Annotated in this window: 16 protein-coding genes; 14 read left to right on the forward strand and 2 right to left on the reverse strand. The window is 45.3% G+C overall.

Annotated features, from left to right (window positions below):
- The first annotated feature begins 6 nt into the window (after positions 1 to 6).
- The 5 genes from BLU30_RS05155 (at position 7) to BLU30_RS05175 (ending at position 4,931) form a co-directional block, all read left to right on the forward strand.
- Positions 7 to 1,416: an FAD-binding oxidoreductase gene (locus BLU30_RS05155; protein WP_090244141.1), complete on the forward strand. Its 1,410-nt coding sequence runs from the start codon at positions 7 to 9 to the stop codon at positions 1,414 to 1,416.
- The gene (locus BLU30_RS05160) at positions 1,413 to 2,534 is read left to right on the forward strand and encodes a hypothetical protein (RefSeq protein ID WP_090244143.1); all 1,122 of its coding nucleotides are present in this window, start codon (positions 1,413 to 1,415) and stop codon (positions 2,532 to 2,534) included. The genes BLU30_RS05155 and BLU30_RS05160 overlap by 4 nt, the downstream gene beginning before the upstream one ends.
- Before the next feature lie 160 nt (positions 2,535 to 2,694).
- Positions 2,695 to 3,096, forward strand: coding sequence for a rhodanese-like domain-containing protein (locus BLU30_RS05165; protein WP_090244145.1), 402 nt, complete (start codon positions 2,695 to 2,697; stop codon positions 3,094 to 3,096).
- Between the two features lie 21 nt (positions 3,097 to 3,117).
- Complete coding sequence (locus BLU30_RS05170; RefSeq protein ID WP_090244147.1) at positions 3,118 to 3,543, forward strand: RrF2 family transcriptional regulator; 426 nt, start codon at positions 3,118 to 3,120, stop codon at positions 3,541 to 3,543.
- Positions 3,544 to 3,554: 11 nt separating this feature from the next.
- The gene (locus BLU30_RS05175; protein ID WP_340148129.1) at positions 3,555 to 4,931 is read left to right on the forward strand and encodes an FAD-dependent oxidoreductase; all 1,377 of its coding nucleotides are present in this window, start codon (positions 3,555 to 3,557) and stop codon (positions 4,929 to 4,931) included.
- A gap of 57 nt (positions 4,932 to 4,988) precedes the next feature.
- Here the strand turns inward: BLU30_RS05175 and BLU30_RS05180 are convergent, their stop codons facing one another.
- Entirely contained in the window at positions 4,989 to 5,633 is a 645-nt protein-coding gene (locus tag BLU30_RS05180; protein WP_090244151.1) for a TetR/AcrR family transcriptional regulator, read from the reverse strand.
- A 192-nt stretch (positions 5,634 to 5,825) separates the two neighbouring features.
- Here BLU30_RS05180 and BLU30_RS05185 point away from each other — a divergent pair, with 192 nt between their 5' ends.
- Positions 5,826 to 6,176, forward strand: coding sequence for an Hpt domain-containing protein (locus BLU30_RS05185; RefSeq protein WP_090244153.1), 351 nt, complete (start codon positions 5,826 to 5,828; stop codon positions 6,174 to 6,176).
- Positions 6,177 to 6,237: 61 nt separating this feature from the next.
- Positions 6,238 to 6,588, forward strand: a complete 351-nt coding sequence (locus tag BLU30_RS05190; RefSeq protein WP_090244155.1) for an Hpt domain-containing protein — start codon at positions 6,238 to 6,240, stop codon at positions 6,586 to 6,588.
- Between the two features lie 182 nt (positions 6,589 to 6,770).
- On the opposite strand, the gene BLU30_RS05195 is transcribed toward BLU30_RS05190, so the two are convergent.
- Positions 6,771 to 7,469 (reverse strand): YoaK family protein, encoded by a 699-nt coding sequence (locus BLU30_RS05195; protein WP_090244157.1) that lies wholly within the window; start codon positions 7,467 to 7,469, stop codon positions 6,771 to 6,773.
- A 167-nt stretch (positions 7,470 to 7,636) separates the two neighbouring features.
- Between BLU30_RS05195 and BLU30_RS05200 the strand changes: the two genes are divergently transcribed.
- The 7 genes from BLU30_RS05200 to asrB all read left to right on the forward strand — a co-directional run bounded on the left by BLU30_RS05200 (position 7,637) and on the right by asrB (position 15,132).
- A complete protein-coding gene (locus BLU30_RS05200; protein WP_090244159.1) occupies positions 7,637 to 8,137 on the forward strand; it encodes an HDIG domain-containing metalloprotein in 501 nt (166 codons plus the stop codon).
- A 40-nt stretch (positions 8,138 to 8,177) separates the two neighbouring features.
- Entirely contained in the window at positions 8,178 to 9,383 is a 1,206-nt protein-coding gene (locus BLU30_RS05205) for an isocitrate/isopropylmalate family dehydrogenase (RefSeq protein ID WP_090244161.1), read from the forward strand.
- Between the two features lie 191 nt (positions 9,384 to 9,574).
- On the forward strand, positions 9,575 to 10,213 hold the full coding sequence (locus BLU30_RS05210) for a hypothetical protein (protein ID WP_090244163.1): 639 nt from the start codon (positions 9,575 to 9,577) through the stop codon (positions 10,211 to 10,213).
- A 33-nt stretch (positions 10,214 to 10,246) separates the two neighbouring features.
- Entirely contained in the window at positions 10,247 to 12,871 is a 2,625-nt protein-coding gene (clpB, locus tag BLU30_RS05215; RefSeq protein ID WP_090244165.1) for an ATP-dependent chaperone ClpB, read from the forward strand.
- A gap of 66 nt (positions 12,872 to 12,937) precedes the next feature.
- The gene (locus tag BLU30_RS05220; protein WP_090244167.1) at positions 12,938 to 13,189 is read left to right on the forward strand and encodes a helix-turn-helix domain-containing protein; all 252 of its coding nucleotides are present in this window, start codon (positions 12,938 to 12,940) and stop codon (positions 13,187 to 13,189) included.
- Positions 13,190 to 13,328: 139 nt separating this feature from the next.
- Complete coding sequence (asrA, locus tag BLU30_RS05225) at positions 13,329 to 14,348, forward strand: anaerobic sulfite reductase subunit AsrA (protein WP_090244169.1); 1,020 nt, start codon at positions 13,329 to 13,331, stop codon at positions 14,346 to 14,348.
- On the forward strand, positions 14,338 to 15,132 hold the full coding sequence (gene asrB, locus BLU30_RS05230) for an anaerobic sulfite reductase subunit AsrB (RefSeq protein WP_090244171.1): 795 nt from the start codon (positions 14,338 to 14,340) through the stop codon (positions 15,130 to 15,132). The genes asrA and asrB overlap by 11 nt, the downstream gene beginning before the upstream one ends.
- Positions 15,133 to 15,139 lie beyond the last annotated feature (7 nt).

Consider the following 15,139-nt stretch of genomic DNA (forward strand, 5'->3'; position numbering starts at 1 on the left):
CAATTAATGGAAGCAAAAGTAAAACACTTTTTACAATTGGTAGAAGCGCAGCTCCCCGAGGTGACCATCCTCACCCGGGAGGAGGAACGACTGATTTATGCCCATGGTTGTTATCCCCTGGAATATAAATGGCTGCTTCAGGGACCCTATAAATATTTGCCTGAAGCTATCCTTATGCCCAATAACACAGCAGAAGTCAGCGCGATTATGAGCCTCTCTGAAGCTGGTGACGTAGGCATCATCCCCTTTGGTGGTGGCTCCGGCATTGTCGGCGGCAGTATTGCTGAAAACCACGAGGTTATGGTGGATCTAAAGCGATTGCGTCATTTTGAAATCAATGCCATCAATTGTACGGCAACGGGCGGTGCAGGCTTAACCGGAGCTGAATTTGAAAATATGTTAAATGAAGCTGGGTTTACCTGCGGCCAGTACCCCCAGTCCTTTCAAAGTGCAGTATTGGGTGGGATGGTTTCTACCCGAGCCATAGGGACCTTCTCGACCAAGTACGGCAAAATGGATGATATGGTCAATTCCATGGAGGTGGTTCTTCCCAATGGGCATATCCTGCGCACGCATAAATGTCCAAAGGCCTCCACGGGTCCAGAGCTCGATCAATTATTTTTAGGGGCCGAAGGTGTTTATGGCTTAGTGACGGAGGTGGAAGTTAAAATCTATCCCGTGGCGGAAAAACGTTATTTTGAGGCTTATACCTTCCCCTCAACGGAACAGGCACTCACTGCGGTTCGAAGCTTTGTGCAGAACAACGTCCACCCAGCCGTCGTCCGGGTCTATGACGAAGAGGAAGCCATTCCGAAGATTGAAAAATATGGCTATGAAACAGGCTATGTCTTTGTCGTCTTTGGGTACGAAGGTCTGGTGCAGCAGGTGGATTTAGAAGTTGAGTTGGTAAAGGGCTACTGCGAAGCCAATGGGGGTGTTGCCAAAGGCAAAGAACCGGGATATGACTGGTTCAACTCCCGCTTCTCCACTAAAAAAATGCTGGATCATGATGCCATGAAGGGGGGGACTGCAGATGCCATTGAAGTCGCAGCACCCTGGGATTGCATTGCCAACGTCTGGCGGGAAATGCGCAAGGCCCTGGAGCCACTGTGCACCAGCGTCGACTGCCATTTCTCCCATGTGTATCACACCGGGGCCAGTGTCTATGTCATCTTCCACGCCCAAACCGGCGGCGATGATTTTGATGGTGAACAGCGTTATAAAGAATGTCTGGACACCGCCATTCGCACAAGCCTGGCCAATGGGGGCAATGTGTCCCACCACCATGGCAGTGGAAAAGCGAAAGCCCCTTATCTGGTAGACGAACATGGACAAGCCGGTATTGAAGTGATGCAGAAGATTAAAGATGCCCTGGATCCGAAGGGATTAGTCAATAAAGGAGTGCTGGGATTATGAGAGACTATACATTAAAAAATTATGAAGAGCAGCTGAATCATCAGGTTATCCATATGGACCAGGCGGTCTGCTATTGCCCGGAATTCCGGGCGTCCTGCATGATGCATGATTATCCCTCGAGACGGTTGCAGCTGGCCCGTTCCGTTTTTAAGGGGGACCTGGAGGCCAACGACTTCATCGCAAACCTCCAATTCCAAAGCATCCTTTCCCGTCAGGGGGAGCGCTGGCAGAATTTTGGCGAAAACCCTGAGGATGGAATGGACGCCACCATCCTTTGCCGGGACATGTTTGTACAGAAGGGTTATGGGGCATCCATTGTAGACGACTTAGAAGAAGCACTTGGCAAAAATGGCGGCCATATCTACGGGGTAAATCAACAGGATTACACCAATGATCTGCCCATCGATGCCGCAAGTGATACCGCCCTGCTCATTGATGATGCCACAGCAGCCTTTGATGAATCAGGAATCGCTGGGGTTGGAAATTATTTTAAAAGAAAAGGGGAGTCCTTCATCCCCGCATCGGCCAGACCGGTATTTCTGGGATTTGAATATTTCGCCCATGGCTTAGTTGACGCAGGTATTGCTCATCTCAAGGCTTTGATTGAAGATCTTGAGCACCAGGGTGTCAAACGGGTGATTGTCCTCTCCGCACAGGCTAAATATATGCTGACCACCTTAGCCGAAAAATTGGGGATGCCTCCAGCCTTCCAGGTTGAATACTTAGTGGACACCATGGAAAGGGCCTGGTGCGACACACCCTCCTATTTATACGCCGGAAGCTTTAACCTGCGCTATTGCCAGGAAAGCCACCGTCTCAATACTCTTTATGACAACGCTGTCCAGGACAGCATCCCCACAAGCCAGGAGTTTACACCTCTGGTAAAGGGAGATGTCCGTCTCAATACCCTGACCATTTGGCAAAAGCCCCTGGGTCCAGAGTACCGTATTTTTGGAATGGCAGAGTCTCTTCTTACAAAAATCGAGGAAGACGCCCTCCGGGATATCCGGATGTCTGGGGCCAAAAGTATTCTTTGTTTTGAACCGACGGCTTTGCCGATTTTAAAGGAAGCCTGTCCCGATTATTCTGTCCATTCCTATCTGGAACAGCTGGCATAATAGCATCATCATCAATATTAAACTCCCTTTAAACCAAGCCGACAGCTCTGCTGTCGGCTTGGTTCATTTGTAAGAAAATAAAAAAAGAATTGACAATTTTAATTGTACGATTTATAATTACAGTTATAAAAAGTAACTAATATAATTACAGAGGTGAAAAATGAAGGTTTGGATTATCGTAATCGTCCTTGCCGCCTTAATCGGTATTGGTGGCTGGCTATTTTATAGTCGGCAAAACAGCCACAAAGCAGGATATGAAACCATTTCCTCATCCCAAGCCAAGGGGATGATGGATTCGGGGCAAGCATTAACCATCGTGGATGTCCGTGAGCCTGATGAATATGCGGGCGGACACATTCAGGGAGCCATTAATATTCCCTTGGGGACCATTGGAAATGGTGGAGAAAAGCAATTGACTGATAAACAGGCCACCATTTTAGTTTACTGCCGTTCCGGGAATCGCAGCCGACAGGCTGCTGAAAAATTGGTCTCTCTGGGTTATGACCACATCTATGATTTTGGCGGCGTGAACACCTGGACCGATGGATTAACGACAGAATAGTAGGTGCAAAGGAGGTTTTTTATGACAGGAGAATTTATTGTAGCCGTACATTCCCTCGTTTATTTGAAGCATCACGACTATAAAGTTTCAAGTGAGGAGCTAGCAGATAATGTATGTACTAATCCGGCCCGTATCCGAAAGGTAATGGGAAAACTGTGTAAAGCCAACCTGGTCGTTGGTCATGCTGGAGTCATCGGTGGGTATGAACTGGCAGATCCCTCCGGTGAGATTACCCTGTTAGATACTTTTGATGCAGTGGGTAGCCATGTCATTAAGCAGCCGTGGCGTTCCGGGGATGTGGATAAGGATTGTCAAATATCCTCTGGCATTGCAGCGGTAATGGATGAAATGTTTGAAGGAATGGATCAGGAATGTCGACAGTATTTGGCAAAGATTACCATTTCGATGGTTGAGAATCGGCTGTTTGAAGCAACGAATAATCAATAATTCAGGAGGCTATTATGAAGTACGATGCAATTATCATTGGGTTTGGCAAAGGTGGAAAAACAATGGCAGGAGCTTTGGCTGGCCAGGGTAAAAAAGTTGCGCTTATTGAAAAAGATTCTAAAATGTATGGGGGAACCTGTATCAATGTTGGATGTATTCCGTCAAAATCCTTGGTTCGCAGTGCACACCTATCGGATTTAAACGGTGGTGGCTTTGATGAAAAAAGCCGGCGTTTTAAGGCCGCTATCGCAGAAAAGGTCCGGTTAACGGATATGCTTCGGGGTAAAAACTATGCGAAGCTGGCAGACCATCCCAATGTAACGGTCTATGATGGGGAAGGAAGCTTTGTCTCCCAAAATCAGGTTAAGGTCCATACTGACAATGGAGATACCATTCTGGAAGGCGATAAAATTTTCATTAATACCGGGTCAACCTCCTTTGTTCCTCCCATTCAGGGGATTAAAGGGAATCCCTTTGTTTATACCAGTGAAGGGATGCTCTCTTTGGAAAAATTGCCAAAGCATTTAGTCATTATCGGGGGCGGATACATCGGACTTGAATTTGCTTCCATGTACACTGGCTTTGGGTCGGAGGTTACCGTCATCCAGGTGGAGGATACCTTTATTCCCAGGGAGGATCGGGATATAGCCGATGCCATTCAGGCTGTCTTTGAAAAACGTGGTGTTAAATTTGTCTTTTCAGCCAGCACCACTGCCATCGAAAATGATGGGAAGACGGCTCAGGTACATTATACCGTAGCTGGGAAAGAAACGGTTTTAGAGGCAGATGCGGTCCTGATTGCCACTGGTAGAAAGCCAAATGTAGCGGGTCTGAATGTTGAAGAGGCTGGTGTTGAATTAACGGATCGGGGGGCCATCAAGGTCGACGAGTATTTGAAAACCACTGCTCCCAATATTTGGGCAATGGGCGATGTTGCAGGAGGGTTACAATTCACTTATGTATCCCTGGATGATTATCGTATTGTCCTGCCACAGGTTTATGGCACGGCAACCCGCTCCACAGCGAAGCGCAGCAATGTACCCTATAGTGTCTTTATCGCCCCTGCGTTTTCACGGGTTGGTTTAAATGAAGAAGAGGCCAAAGCCGCAGGATATAATTATGTCGTTGCTAAAATGCCGGCTGCCGCGGTGCCAAAGGCTCAGGTCCAGAAGGTGCCTGAAGGTTTGCTAAAAGCCATCGTTGATGCAGATACCGGTAAAATTTTAGGGGCCATGCTCTTTTGTGAAGAATCCTATGAAGTGATTAATATTGTTAAGCTTGCTATGGATATGGGGGCTGATTATACCGTGCTACGGGATCAAATCTATACCCATCCAACCATGAGTGAAGCCCTCAATGATTTGTTTGGAATGATTAAACTTGGATAATAAGAAAAACTAAAAACAAGAAGCCCCATTGGAGACTGAATGGGGCTTCTTGTTTTTTTAATGAGTGCGTATTAAAGTGTTTTTCAAAGACATCAGGTAGGCATCGATAATATCCTGAGAAGGACAGCCGTATTCCGATTCGAAACGATTCTCTCCCAGGATAACGATTCGCTGGATTAATCCGATAAAGGTGGTTGAAATCATGGTTCTCTCCCATTTTGGATTAAGGTGTTCCTTAATGCTGCCATCCTGAATTCCCTTTTCAATGGTACTTTGTAAAATGGCCGTTGTTTTGGTGATCACTGGAATCTCATGGATAATCTCACTGGTTTGGATCTTTTGCCTTTTTAAATAAATATCAATTTCAATTAATAGCAATAACTTCTTTGAATAATCACCAACGAGAGGAAAATGAAGCTGTAGCCAAAAGAGTGTTTGTTCCAGCCCAGTATGGGGTTTACGGTTATAGTTTTCAAAAGCTTTTAAAAGTTCGATACAGTGCTCATAAATTAATTTTTTTAAGACGGCCAGGAGCATGGCATCCTTTGATGGAAAATATCGCTGAAGGGAACGTGTGGTTAACCCCGCCCGTTCTGCGATATCCTTTTGCTGAGTCGCGTGGATTCCCATTTCCAAAAAGCATTGTGTTGCCGCTTCATAAACGCGTTCTATATTCTTTTTTCGATCTTCTGCTGTTGGCATAAACTTTTTCCATTCTATTTTTAGCTTTATTATAGCATCATTTTGTATTTTTGCGAAGATATCCGATTTGAAAAGATAGATTTACTTGAGTTTTCGTTACAATGCGTCTATAATTATAATATCTTTAAAGTAAGTGGTTTGATTTTACGAAAGAGAATTATATTTTAAAGACAATAGTTTATGGAGAAAGCAATGGATATTGAATTTTTAAAGCAAAATGGGATTGATTATATCGATGGCCTAAAACGATTTTCTGGAAAAGATGTCCTTTATCAAAAATATCTTAAACGATTTTTGGAAGATTCAACTTATGGTCGATTGAAAACGGCAATGGATCAAGAGGAATATCAAGAGGCTTTTTTATTGGCGCATACCCTTAAAGGGGTGGTAGGAAATCTCAGCTTTTTCTTTTTATTAAAGCATATCGAGCCTTTTGTTGAGGCACTTCGGGAGGGGAAGGATATCCCGTTGGCGATTGCTTGTTTTCAAGATATAGAAGCTGACTACGAACAGACGATCCGAGCATTAAAGACGATTGAGTAAACTTTTTAAAATATATCTTTCGAAACGTGTCATTTAAATAATACTCAAAGGAGAAATTGGGATGGAAGCATTATTACAAAAATTGAAGGACTATGGTTGTGATATTGATGGCGCTTTAGATCGAATGGCGGGAGATTCTGAACTATTGGTGGATTGTATAACTTTGGTGACTCAGGATAATGCGATTAATGAACTTGAAAAAAATTTAGCCAGTGGTGATTTAACAGCTGCCTTCGACTCAGCGCACACTTTAAAGGGGATTTGTGGAAATACCGGTATCACACCTCTATACGTTAGTATTTCAAAGATTGTCGAGGTATTACGTGCTGGGAAGGATACTCATTTAGAAGATGAGTTTTTTGAATTTAAAAAGAGCCTGAAAAATCTGACTGATCTTTTAGAAGGTGTATAAATCTTAAATAAAGGTGTTGCTTTCAATGTTTGAACAATAAAATATTATTTTTGAACAAGCACCCTTGGATCGAATATAGAGTTGGTGTATAGTTAAAACAACGGCTAAAGTAGGAAAGAAAATTGATGTTTGTATGGTTTTAAAAAATTAAAACCTGAGAGGCGCTGGATTCAGCGCTTTTTTTATATCCTTTCCTTATAAAACCGCTTCTCCTCAAACAATAGCAAAAAGACAATTGCCAAAAGGATATTACAAAAGAAGATGGCATGGGCATCCCATCGCCAGGTGAGGTGAGCTCCCAGGAATGCCCCCAGGGCAAAGAAGGCAATGACCCCAAAATACTGGAGGGTTTTTCGGAGCTTCGAGGGATCATGGGTTTTCAGGTAGACACAGAAAAACTCCATGCCGGTTCGCAGGTTGCCAGTACACATGGTGGTGGCAAAGGGAGTGCCATGGATGCGCCGAAAGGCCTGAACCTGGAGGGCACAGACAAAGGAAATGGCGACATTGGCAATATAATCAAGGTGATCGGGACCGAGAAAGCCGACGATGGCGATGATGACGAATTCGATACCGATGACCAGCTGCCGCCAATGCAGATTGTCGCTGTTGATGGACTTTAAATATTCGGATACTACAATGCCCACAGCAAAGGCCAGGATGGGGAGAAGATAATGGACCGCCACCATGGGTTCTCCCTTGGCAATCCCGATTCCAAGCAAAACGATATTACCGGTTTGGGCATTGGCAAAGACCTGTCCCCGGGAAATATAGGTATAGGCGTCTAAAAAGCCTCCGACGATGGCGAGGGTAAGACAAAGAATCATAGATTCTGAAATAGCCAACTGTTCTTCAAACTTTTTTCTAAAGCGTTCTTTCATGGGGTGCACTTCCTTTAAAATTCTTGCGTCTATTATGATAGCATAAAAGGACAAAAAGATATTGTATACAATTTAGAAATTTTTAATGAAATGAATTTTTTTTGTGGTATAATTCAATCAGAAAGGGAGATGTTGAGCACAAATTCTTTTCGGGAAGTGAAGGTTTTATGAAAGATAGAAAGTATCAAGTCGAGTTTGAAGGGATTGTTTGGGATATTCTGAATCATCCCAAATTCATAGGACTAAAGTCCATAGAGCACCACGGTAATGGCTTGCAGGAGCATTGTATTTCTGTGGCCTACAATTCATACGTTATTGCAAAAAAATTAGGTTTGGATGCCGAATCCGTTGCACGCGGGGCGTTACTCCATGATTTCTTTTTTGAAGATTGGAAGGACGCTGAAAAAAATGGGAAGGGATTTGGGCGGATCAAAGAAATGCATGGCTTTAAGCATCCCAAGGATGCCCTGCGCAATGCGACCATTTATTTTAATTTAAATGAAAAAGAAGAGGATATGATCCTCAAGCATATGTTTCCTTTAACCATTGTGCCCCCCATGCATTTGGAGAGCTGGGTGGTTACCATGGTGGATAAAGGGGTGGCCATTAAGGAAATGGCCCAGGAGCATACGCCGCGTAAGCTTTATCGGAAGCTTCGGGCGGCTTAGTCATCAGCCAATAAAAAAATTAAGATATACTGGAGGAAAAATGGGAAATAATTACAGCGTAGAAATTGAAGCGGCAAAGAATCACTTTGCACAGATCATCGAGGAGCAATTCGCCAGAATCCAGAAGATGAAGGAAGAAAAGGACTTTGTTGATTTCGCCAATAAGGATCATATTGTCATTGGCGTGTGTGGCGGTGATGGCATTGGACCTTTTATTACAGCTGAAGGCGAAAGGGTTTTAGCCTTTTTGTTAAAGGATGATGTTGCCTCTGGACGCGTCGAGTTCAAGGAAATTGACGGGTTGACCATTGAAAACCGTGCCGCTTGCGGCAAGGCGATTCCAGATGATGTACTGGCTGAGCTGAAGGCCTGTGATGTTATTCTGAAGGGACCGACAACAACCCCGCGGGAAGGGGATGAATGGCCGAACATTGAAAGTGCCAATGTGGCTATGCGTAAGGAATTGGATCTCTTTGCTAATGTGCGCCCGGTAAGTGTGCCGGAACAGGGGATCGACTGGATGTTCTATCGGGAGAATACTGAAGGTGGTTACGCCGTTGGCAGTAAGGGCATCCATGTAAATGATGATTTAGCCATTGATTTTACCGTAGCAACCCAGGAGGGCTCTGAACGGATTATTCGTGCCGCCTTTGATTATGCCCAAAAATCCGGGAAAAATAAGGTAACGGTGGTCACCAAGGCTAACGTCATCAAGACCACGGACGGTAAATTCTTAGATACGGCTAAGGCCATTGCCAAGGAATACCCGGAAGTGGAAATGGATGACTGGTATATCGATATTATGACGGCTAAACTGGTGGATGAAAAACGCCGGACCCAGTTTAAGGTTATGGTTCTGCCTAACCTTTATGGGGATATTTTAACGGATGAAGCCGCTGAATTCCAGGGTGGCGTTGGAACCGCCGGATCAGCCAACATCGGCAAACGCTATGCCATGTTTGAAGCCATCCATGGCTCAGCACCCCGGATGGTCAAAGAAGGCCGTGGCCAATACGCCGATCCTTGTAGTATGCTCCGGGCGGCGGGTCTGCTTCTGGAACATATCGGGAAAAATGACGAAGCGAAAAAGCTTCAGATGGCCCTGGATATCTGTGGCTTGTTTGAAAAGAAGCTCGAGTTGACAGGGCGGGATACTGGTGCAACCGGTGCCGAATATGCCCAATATGTCATGGATACCTTATCCAGAGATGATTTAGAAGCGGTTTATGCTTCTTACCAAAAATAGGGACGAATCGCATGTATTCTTAGGACGAATTAAGGCAGCTGCTCCGGTAGCTGCCTTTTTTTAATTTTCTTTTAAGTAATCAATCCACCTTAAATCAAAATTAAAAAAATATAAACTGTAACTTAATTTACATATATTAATTGACAAATTTAGAGGTAGGCTGTATGATAAGTACATAGTGAGGTGTAGATATGAAGAAGAGCGTTTATAGTCTGATGCTGTTTGACGAGATTGTCGAGCAGATCGATCAACTGGCTTATTTAAAGAATACGAACCGATCCCAGCTTATTAATGATATTTTAGCTGAGCATATTGGGTTAGAAACGCCGGAACAAAAGGTTCAGGCGGTACTAGAATCCCTGGAAGAGAATTTTGAAAACAAACTATCTGTGGGACAGATGGTTAAAAACTCCAGTATTCAGTTTGGCAAGAGCCTGAAGTACAAATATCGTCCCAAGGTGCGATACAGCTATGAATTCATCGGAAATGGCGGAACGAAGTACGCTGTTCTAAAAATTAGCTCCCGTACCCAGTCCCAGGATTTGAATGCCCATTTCCAGGATTTTTTTGATATTATAAAAGGAATTGAGTCATCCCATGCGGTCACCGATGGTCAATACGGACCAGGGGACACCAACCATAAATTTGTACGGGAGTTTAAAACCAGCGGAGAAGTCACCCGGGATGTGGAGAGCATTACTGAAACCTTAACCCGATACCTGCAGATGATTGATTCTGCAATGACCCACTATTTTGCAGATGTTGATTCAGGGGTAAATATTGCTGGAGAACTTGAAGACATCTATACAAGCTATTATAAGAATGAATAACAAATAAAATGAACACAAAGTGAGGTGTATACTATGGATATGAATATGTTGACTCAAAAATCCATTGAGGCGGTCAAGGATGCTGAAAAAATTGCCCTTGATCATAATGCGCCGGAAATCGAACCGGACCATCTTTTACTGGCTCTAGTGACCCAGGAAAATGGCGTGGTCTCCCGGATTTTTGAACGAATGGGAAAATCGACGTACCCCATTATTGAAGAATTAAAGCGGTTGGTGGCGAACAAGCCATCAATGAGTGGGCCCGGCCGGGAGCCGGGTAAGGTATACATCAGCCGAGACACTGAAAAGGTCCTGAATGAGGCCTATAAAATAGCAAAGAATATGGATGATCAATACATTTCCGTGGAGCATATTCTCCTGGGAATGTTTGATTTAGGCAAAAAAAGCCCGGTGGTGGAGCTGTTGGGACGCTATGGCATTACAAAGGCCAGCATCGATACGGTATTAAATGAAGTGAGAGGAGGCCAAAAGGTAACCTCGGATCATCCCGAAACCACCTACGAAGCTCTGGCTCAATATGGTCATGATCTGGTTCAGGATTGTATGGATAACAAGCTGGACCCTGTCATCGGGCGGGATTCTGAAATTCGCCATACCATTCGGATCTTGTCCCGGAAGACGAAAAATAACCCGGTGCTCATTGGGGAACCGGGGGTCGGTAAAACGGCTATCGTCGAGGGATTAGCAGCCCGGATTGTCGCCGGGGATGTCCCTGAAGGTTTGAAGGGCAAGCGCATCATCTCTCTTGACTTGGGGGCACTGGTCGCCGGGGCCAAATACCGCGGTGAATTTGAAGAGCGCTTTAAGGCTGTATTGAAGGAAGTTAAAGATTCTGATGGGGAAATCATCCTCTTTATCGATGAGCTTCACACCATTGTGGGGGCAGGCAAAACAGACGGCGCCATGGATGCCGGCAATATGCTAAAACCTATGCTGGCAAGGGGCGAGCTCCATTGTATTGGGGCGACGACTCTGGATGAATACCGTCAGTATATTGAAAAAGATCCGGCACTGGAACGTCGGTTCCAGCCAGTTATGGTGGATGAACCCACCGTTGAAGATACCATCGCCATCCTCCGAGGGCTGAAGGAACGCTATGAAATCTTTCATGGGGTTAAAATTTTAGACAATGCCCTGGTCTCTGCGGCAGTGCTGTCCAATCGTTATATCTCGGACCGTTTCCTGCCAGACAAGGCCATCGACTTAGTGGATGAGGCCTGCGCCATGATCCGGACGGAAATCGACTCCATGCCAGTAGAAATGGACGAGGTTAACCGGAAGATCATCCAAATGGAAATTGAAGAAGCGGCCTTGAAAAAGGATGATGATAAGCTCTCCAAGGAACGCCTTGAACGGCTCCAAAAGGAATTAGCTGAATACAAGGATGATTTCAATGGCATGAAAATTCAATGGCAAAATGAAAAGGATGCCGTTGAAGAAGTTCAGAAGGTAAAAGAGGAAATCGATTCGGTTAATCATCAAATTGAAAAGGCCGAACGGGCATACGATCTGGATAAAGCAGCGGAACTGAAGTATGGCAAGCTGCCAGAGCTAAAGAAAAAGATGGAAGAGTTAGAAGCGCTTGCGGAAAGCAAGGGTGCGGATGACTCTCTGATCCGGGAACGGGTTTCTGAAGAAGAAATTGCAGAAATTATTTCCAATTGGACGGGTATCCCCCTGAGTAAACTGGTCTCCGGTGAACGGGAAAAACTTCTTAATTTGGAAGAAACCCTGGAGGAACGGGTCATTGGTCAGGAAGAGCCCATTAAAAAGGTTGTGGATGCCATTATCCGGTCCCGGGCTGGGATAAAGAACCCCAATACCCCCATTGGCTCCTTCCTGTTTTTAGGACCCACAGGGGTTGGGAAAACCGAGCTGGCTAAGGCTGTGGCGGCCAATCTCTTTGATACAGAAAACAATATGGTCCGTATTGATATGAGTGAATATATGGAAAAATTCTCGGTGAGCCGCCTGATTGGGGCACCTCCGGGATATGTAGGGTATGAAGAAGGCGGGCAGCTGACTGAAGCCGTCCGGCGTAAACCCTATTCTGTCATCCTTCTGGATGAAATTGAAAAGGCCCACAAGGATGTCTTTAATATTCTGCTCCAGGTACTGGATGATGGTCGAATTACCGATTCCCAGGGCCGGACGGTGGACTTTAAGAATACCATTATTATTATGACCAGCAATATTGGGTCGGAATTTCTGTTAGAGGGTATTGGGCCGGATGGAGAGATTAAGGAAGAAACAGAAGATGCCGTGATGTCTTCCCTCAGAAACTATTTTCGGCCGGAATTCCTCAACCGGATCGATGAAATTGTGCTTTACAAGCCATTATCCCGGGAATCCATTACCCATATTGTCGATTTGATGATGGTCGAGCTGCAAAAACGTCTGGAGGATAACCGTTTATCGGTGGTTTTAACCGAAGGCGCCAAGGAAGCCATTATTGATCAGGGCTACGACCCAAGCTATGGAGCCCGTCCACTGAAACGGTTTATTCAAAAGAACATTGAAACCATGGTGGGCAAGGAAATCATCCGGGGAAGTCTGGATGAAGGGGATGTATTAACCATTGATTTTAAAGACGGACGCTTTACTGTCATCGATGAAAAAACATCGGCTTCGGAATAAGTTTTAAGCGTAAAAGCGTTTGGGCTATTGGACGGCTTTGCTAAAAATAACGAAAAGGAAACAGCCATGGGATATTTTGAAGAATACGGCAAGGTAGAAGTGATTTCAAAAAACCTGAGGAAAAAAATTATGGCCTATCTTTCCATCCAGGCCCAGTATCAGCATTGCCGTTATTTTGAAATATCCCTGGGGCGTACTGAGTTGGCGGAGTATTTATGTGCTGACCGCAGCGCCCTGACCCGGGAACTGGGAAATATGAAGGCGGAGGGCGTGATCGATTTTGAGAAAAGGTCCTTCCGTCTCTTAAAAGAGCCATGAAAGAGAAACAAAATGTTGCCTGTGCAACATCTTGTTTCTCTTTTTTGCGATATACTGTGTGATAAAAGAATTGACTGTTTTTTAACGAAGTAAGCATGGCATGGTTTAAGAAAACTTAAAAACGTGTAGGAGGTGTGCAATGGGTTTTGTATTGACTCAGGCGGAAATGGACCAATATCTTTCTGACCTGGCATCAGATTATCGGATTTTTGCCCCAAGGCGTTATCCCGGGGATGGGATATATTCCGATACGGATATCATCCGTTACGGCGAAGTATCATCGGTATCGGAGATTGAATTTGAAGAGAAATCCCTGTATTCATTTAAAGAGGTGCTGCTCCCGGTGATTGAAACTTTATTCTATTTTACCGAGGATAAGGTAACTCTGGCGGACGCACCCCAGAAGGGGGCGGTAGTCTTTATACGCAGCTGTGATATTCATGGCCTAAAAGTTCTGGATGCCATGTATTTAGACAATGGCCCCGAGGATTATTACTACAAACGCCTTCGGGAGAAGATGAAGATCATCCTTATTGGATGCCCCCATTCCTACGAGAATTGTTTTTGCGTTTCCATGGGGACGAATGAAACCAGCGATTACGATTTGAGTGTCGATTCCAAGGACGGTGCCTTCCACGTGGATTGTCAAAATGCGCTTTGGCAGAACCGGCTCCTTGAGGATGGCATTCCCCAGCAGGCGGTTACGCCTGAGTTTGTGTCAGAAAATGCAGTGACCGTGAAAATCCCTGAAAACTTAGATGCACGGGTAGCAGGCAGTGCCCTGTGGAATGATTACGACAGCCGGTGTATTGCCTGTGGGCGATGTAACTTTGTCTGTCCCACCTGTACCTGCTTCACCATGCAGGATATGCCCTATACTGAAAACGGTAAGGCCGGGGAACGCCGGCGGGTGTGGGCCTCCTGTATGGTGGATGGCTTTACCGATGTGGCTGGCGGCGGAAGTTACCGTCAGAAAAACGGTCAGCGGATGCGGTTCAAGGTCCTCCATAAGGTCCTGGATTTTAAGGCGAAGCATGGCTTTCAGATGTGTGTCGGATGCGGTCGTTGCGATGATGTTTGCCCCGAGTATATTTCCTTTTCCCATGGGATTAATGGCCTTGAGCAAGCCATGAAGGAGGTAAGTAGTAATGAAGAATAATCATTATATTCCATTTCCATCAAAGGTATTGGCCATTTCAAAACATACGGATATTGAATATACTTTCAGGATGGCTTATGTGGGGGATGTTCGCCCCGGGCAGTTTTTTGAGGTGTCCATTCCGAAATATGGTGAAGCCCCCATTTCGGTCAGCGGCATTGGCTCTGATTATGTGGACCTCACCATCCGGCGGGTTGGCCGGGTGACCGACGAGGTCTTTGAATATTACACCGGGCGAACCCTGTTCCTCAGGGGACCCTACGGCAATGGCTTTGATGTCTCGGATTATGCGGGTAAAGAAATTGTTGTGATGGCTGGGGGAACAGGATTATCTCCAGTTCGGGGCGTGGTAGAGTATTTCGCGGAGCACCCTGAAAAACGTCAGGGGATGACTCTGATTTGCGGCTTTAAAACCCCAAGTGATACGTTGTTTCGGTCTGATATTGAAAAATGGCAGAAAACCATGGATGTCATACTGACCGTGGACTGTGCCGAGGGAGATACGGCCTGTCAGGTTGGGCTGGTGACAGAGTTTATCCCGAAAATCAAATTGAAGAATCCCCGGACAGCAGTGGCCATTGTGGTGGGCCCTCCGGCAATGATGCGTTTTTCAGTCCAGGGACTGTTGGGCATTGGCCTTCAGGAAGAAAATATCTGGATATCCCAGGAGCGAAAAATGTGTTGTGGATTAGGAAAATGTGGCCATTGCCGCATTGGTGAAGCCTATGTCTGCCTGGATGGACCGGTGTTCAAGTACACCATCGGAAAAAATTTGGTGGACTAGGAAGGAA

This window comes from Eubacterium barkeri, from assembly GCF_900107125.1.
Classification (GTDB): domain Bacteria; phylum Bacillota; class Clostridia; order Eubacteriales; family Eubacteriaceae; genus Eubacterium_O; species Eubacterium_O barkeri.

Bases quoted from the DNA above. Each gene is read 5' to 3' on its own strand.
- BLU30_RS05190 (WP_090244155.1), top strand. From the start codon at position 6,238: ATGGAAGCATTATTACAAAAATTGAAGGACTATGGTTGTGATATTGAT.
- BLU30_RS05160 (WP_090244143.1), top strand. From the start codon at position 1,413: ATGAGAGACTATACATTAAAAAATTATGAAGAGCAGCTGAATCATCAG.
- BLU30_RS05185 (WP_090244153.1), top strand. From the start codon at position 5,826: ATGGATATTGAATTTTTAAAGCAAAATGGGATTGATTATATCGATGGC.
- BLU30_RS05210 (WP_090244163.1), top strand. From the start codon at position 9,575: ATGAAGAAGAGCGTTTATAGTCTGATGCTGTTTGACGAGATTGTCGAG.
- BLU30_RS05180 (WP_090244151.1), bottom strand. From the start codon at position 5,633: ATGCCAACAGCAGAAGATCGAAAAAAGAATATAGAACGCGTTTATGAA.
- BLU30_RS05165 (WP_090244145.1), top strand. From the start codon at position 2,695: ATGAAGGTTTGGATTATCGTAATCGTCCTTGCCGCCTTAATCGGTATT.
- asrB (WP_090244171.1), top strand. From the start codon at position 14,338: ATGAAGAATAATCATTATATTCCATTTCCATCAAAGGTATTGGCCATT.
- BLU30_RS05200 (WP_090244159.1), top strand. From the start codon at position 7,637: ATGAAAGATAGAAAGTATCAAGTCGAGTTTGAAGGGATTGTTTGGGAT.
- clpB (WP_090244165.1), top strand. From the start codon at position 10,247: ATGGATATGAATATGTTGACTCAAAAATCCATTGAGGCGGTCAAGGAT.
- BLU30_RS05195 (WP_090244157.1), bottom strand. From the start codon at position 7,469: ATGAAAGAACGCTTTAGAAAAAAGTTTGAAGAACAGTTGGCTATTTCA.
- BLU30_RS05170 (WP_090244147.1), top strand. From the start codon at position 3,118: ATGACAGGAGAATTTATTGTAGCCGTACATTCCCTCGTTTATTTGAAG.
- BLU30_RS05155 (WP_090244141.1), top strand. From the start codon at position 7: ATGGAAGCAAAAGTAAAACACTTTTTACAATTGGTAGAAGCGCAGCTC.
- BLU30_RS05205 (WP_090244161.1), top strand. From the start codon at position 8,178: ATGGGAAATAATTACAGCGTAGAAATTGAAGCGGCAAAGAATCACTTT.
- asrA (WP_090244169.1), top strand. From the start codon at position 13,329: ATGGGTTTTGTATTGACTCAGGCGGAAATGGACCAATATCTTTCTGAC.
- BLU30_RS05220 (WP_090244167.1), top strand. From the start codon at position 12,938: ATGGGATATTTTGAAGAATACGGCAAGGTAGAAGTGATTTCAAAAAAC.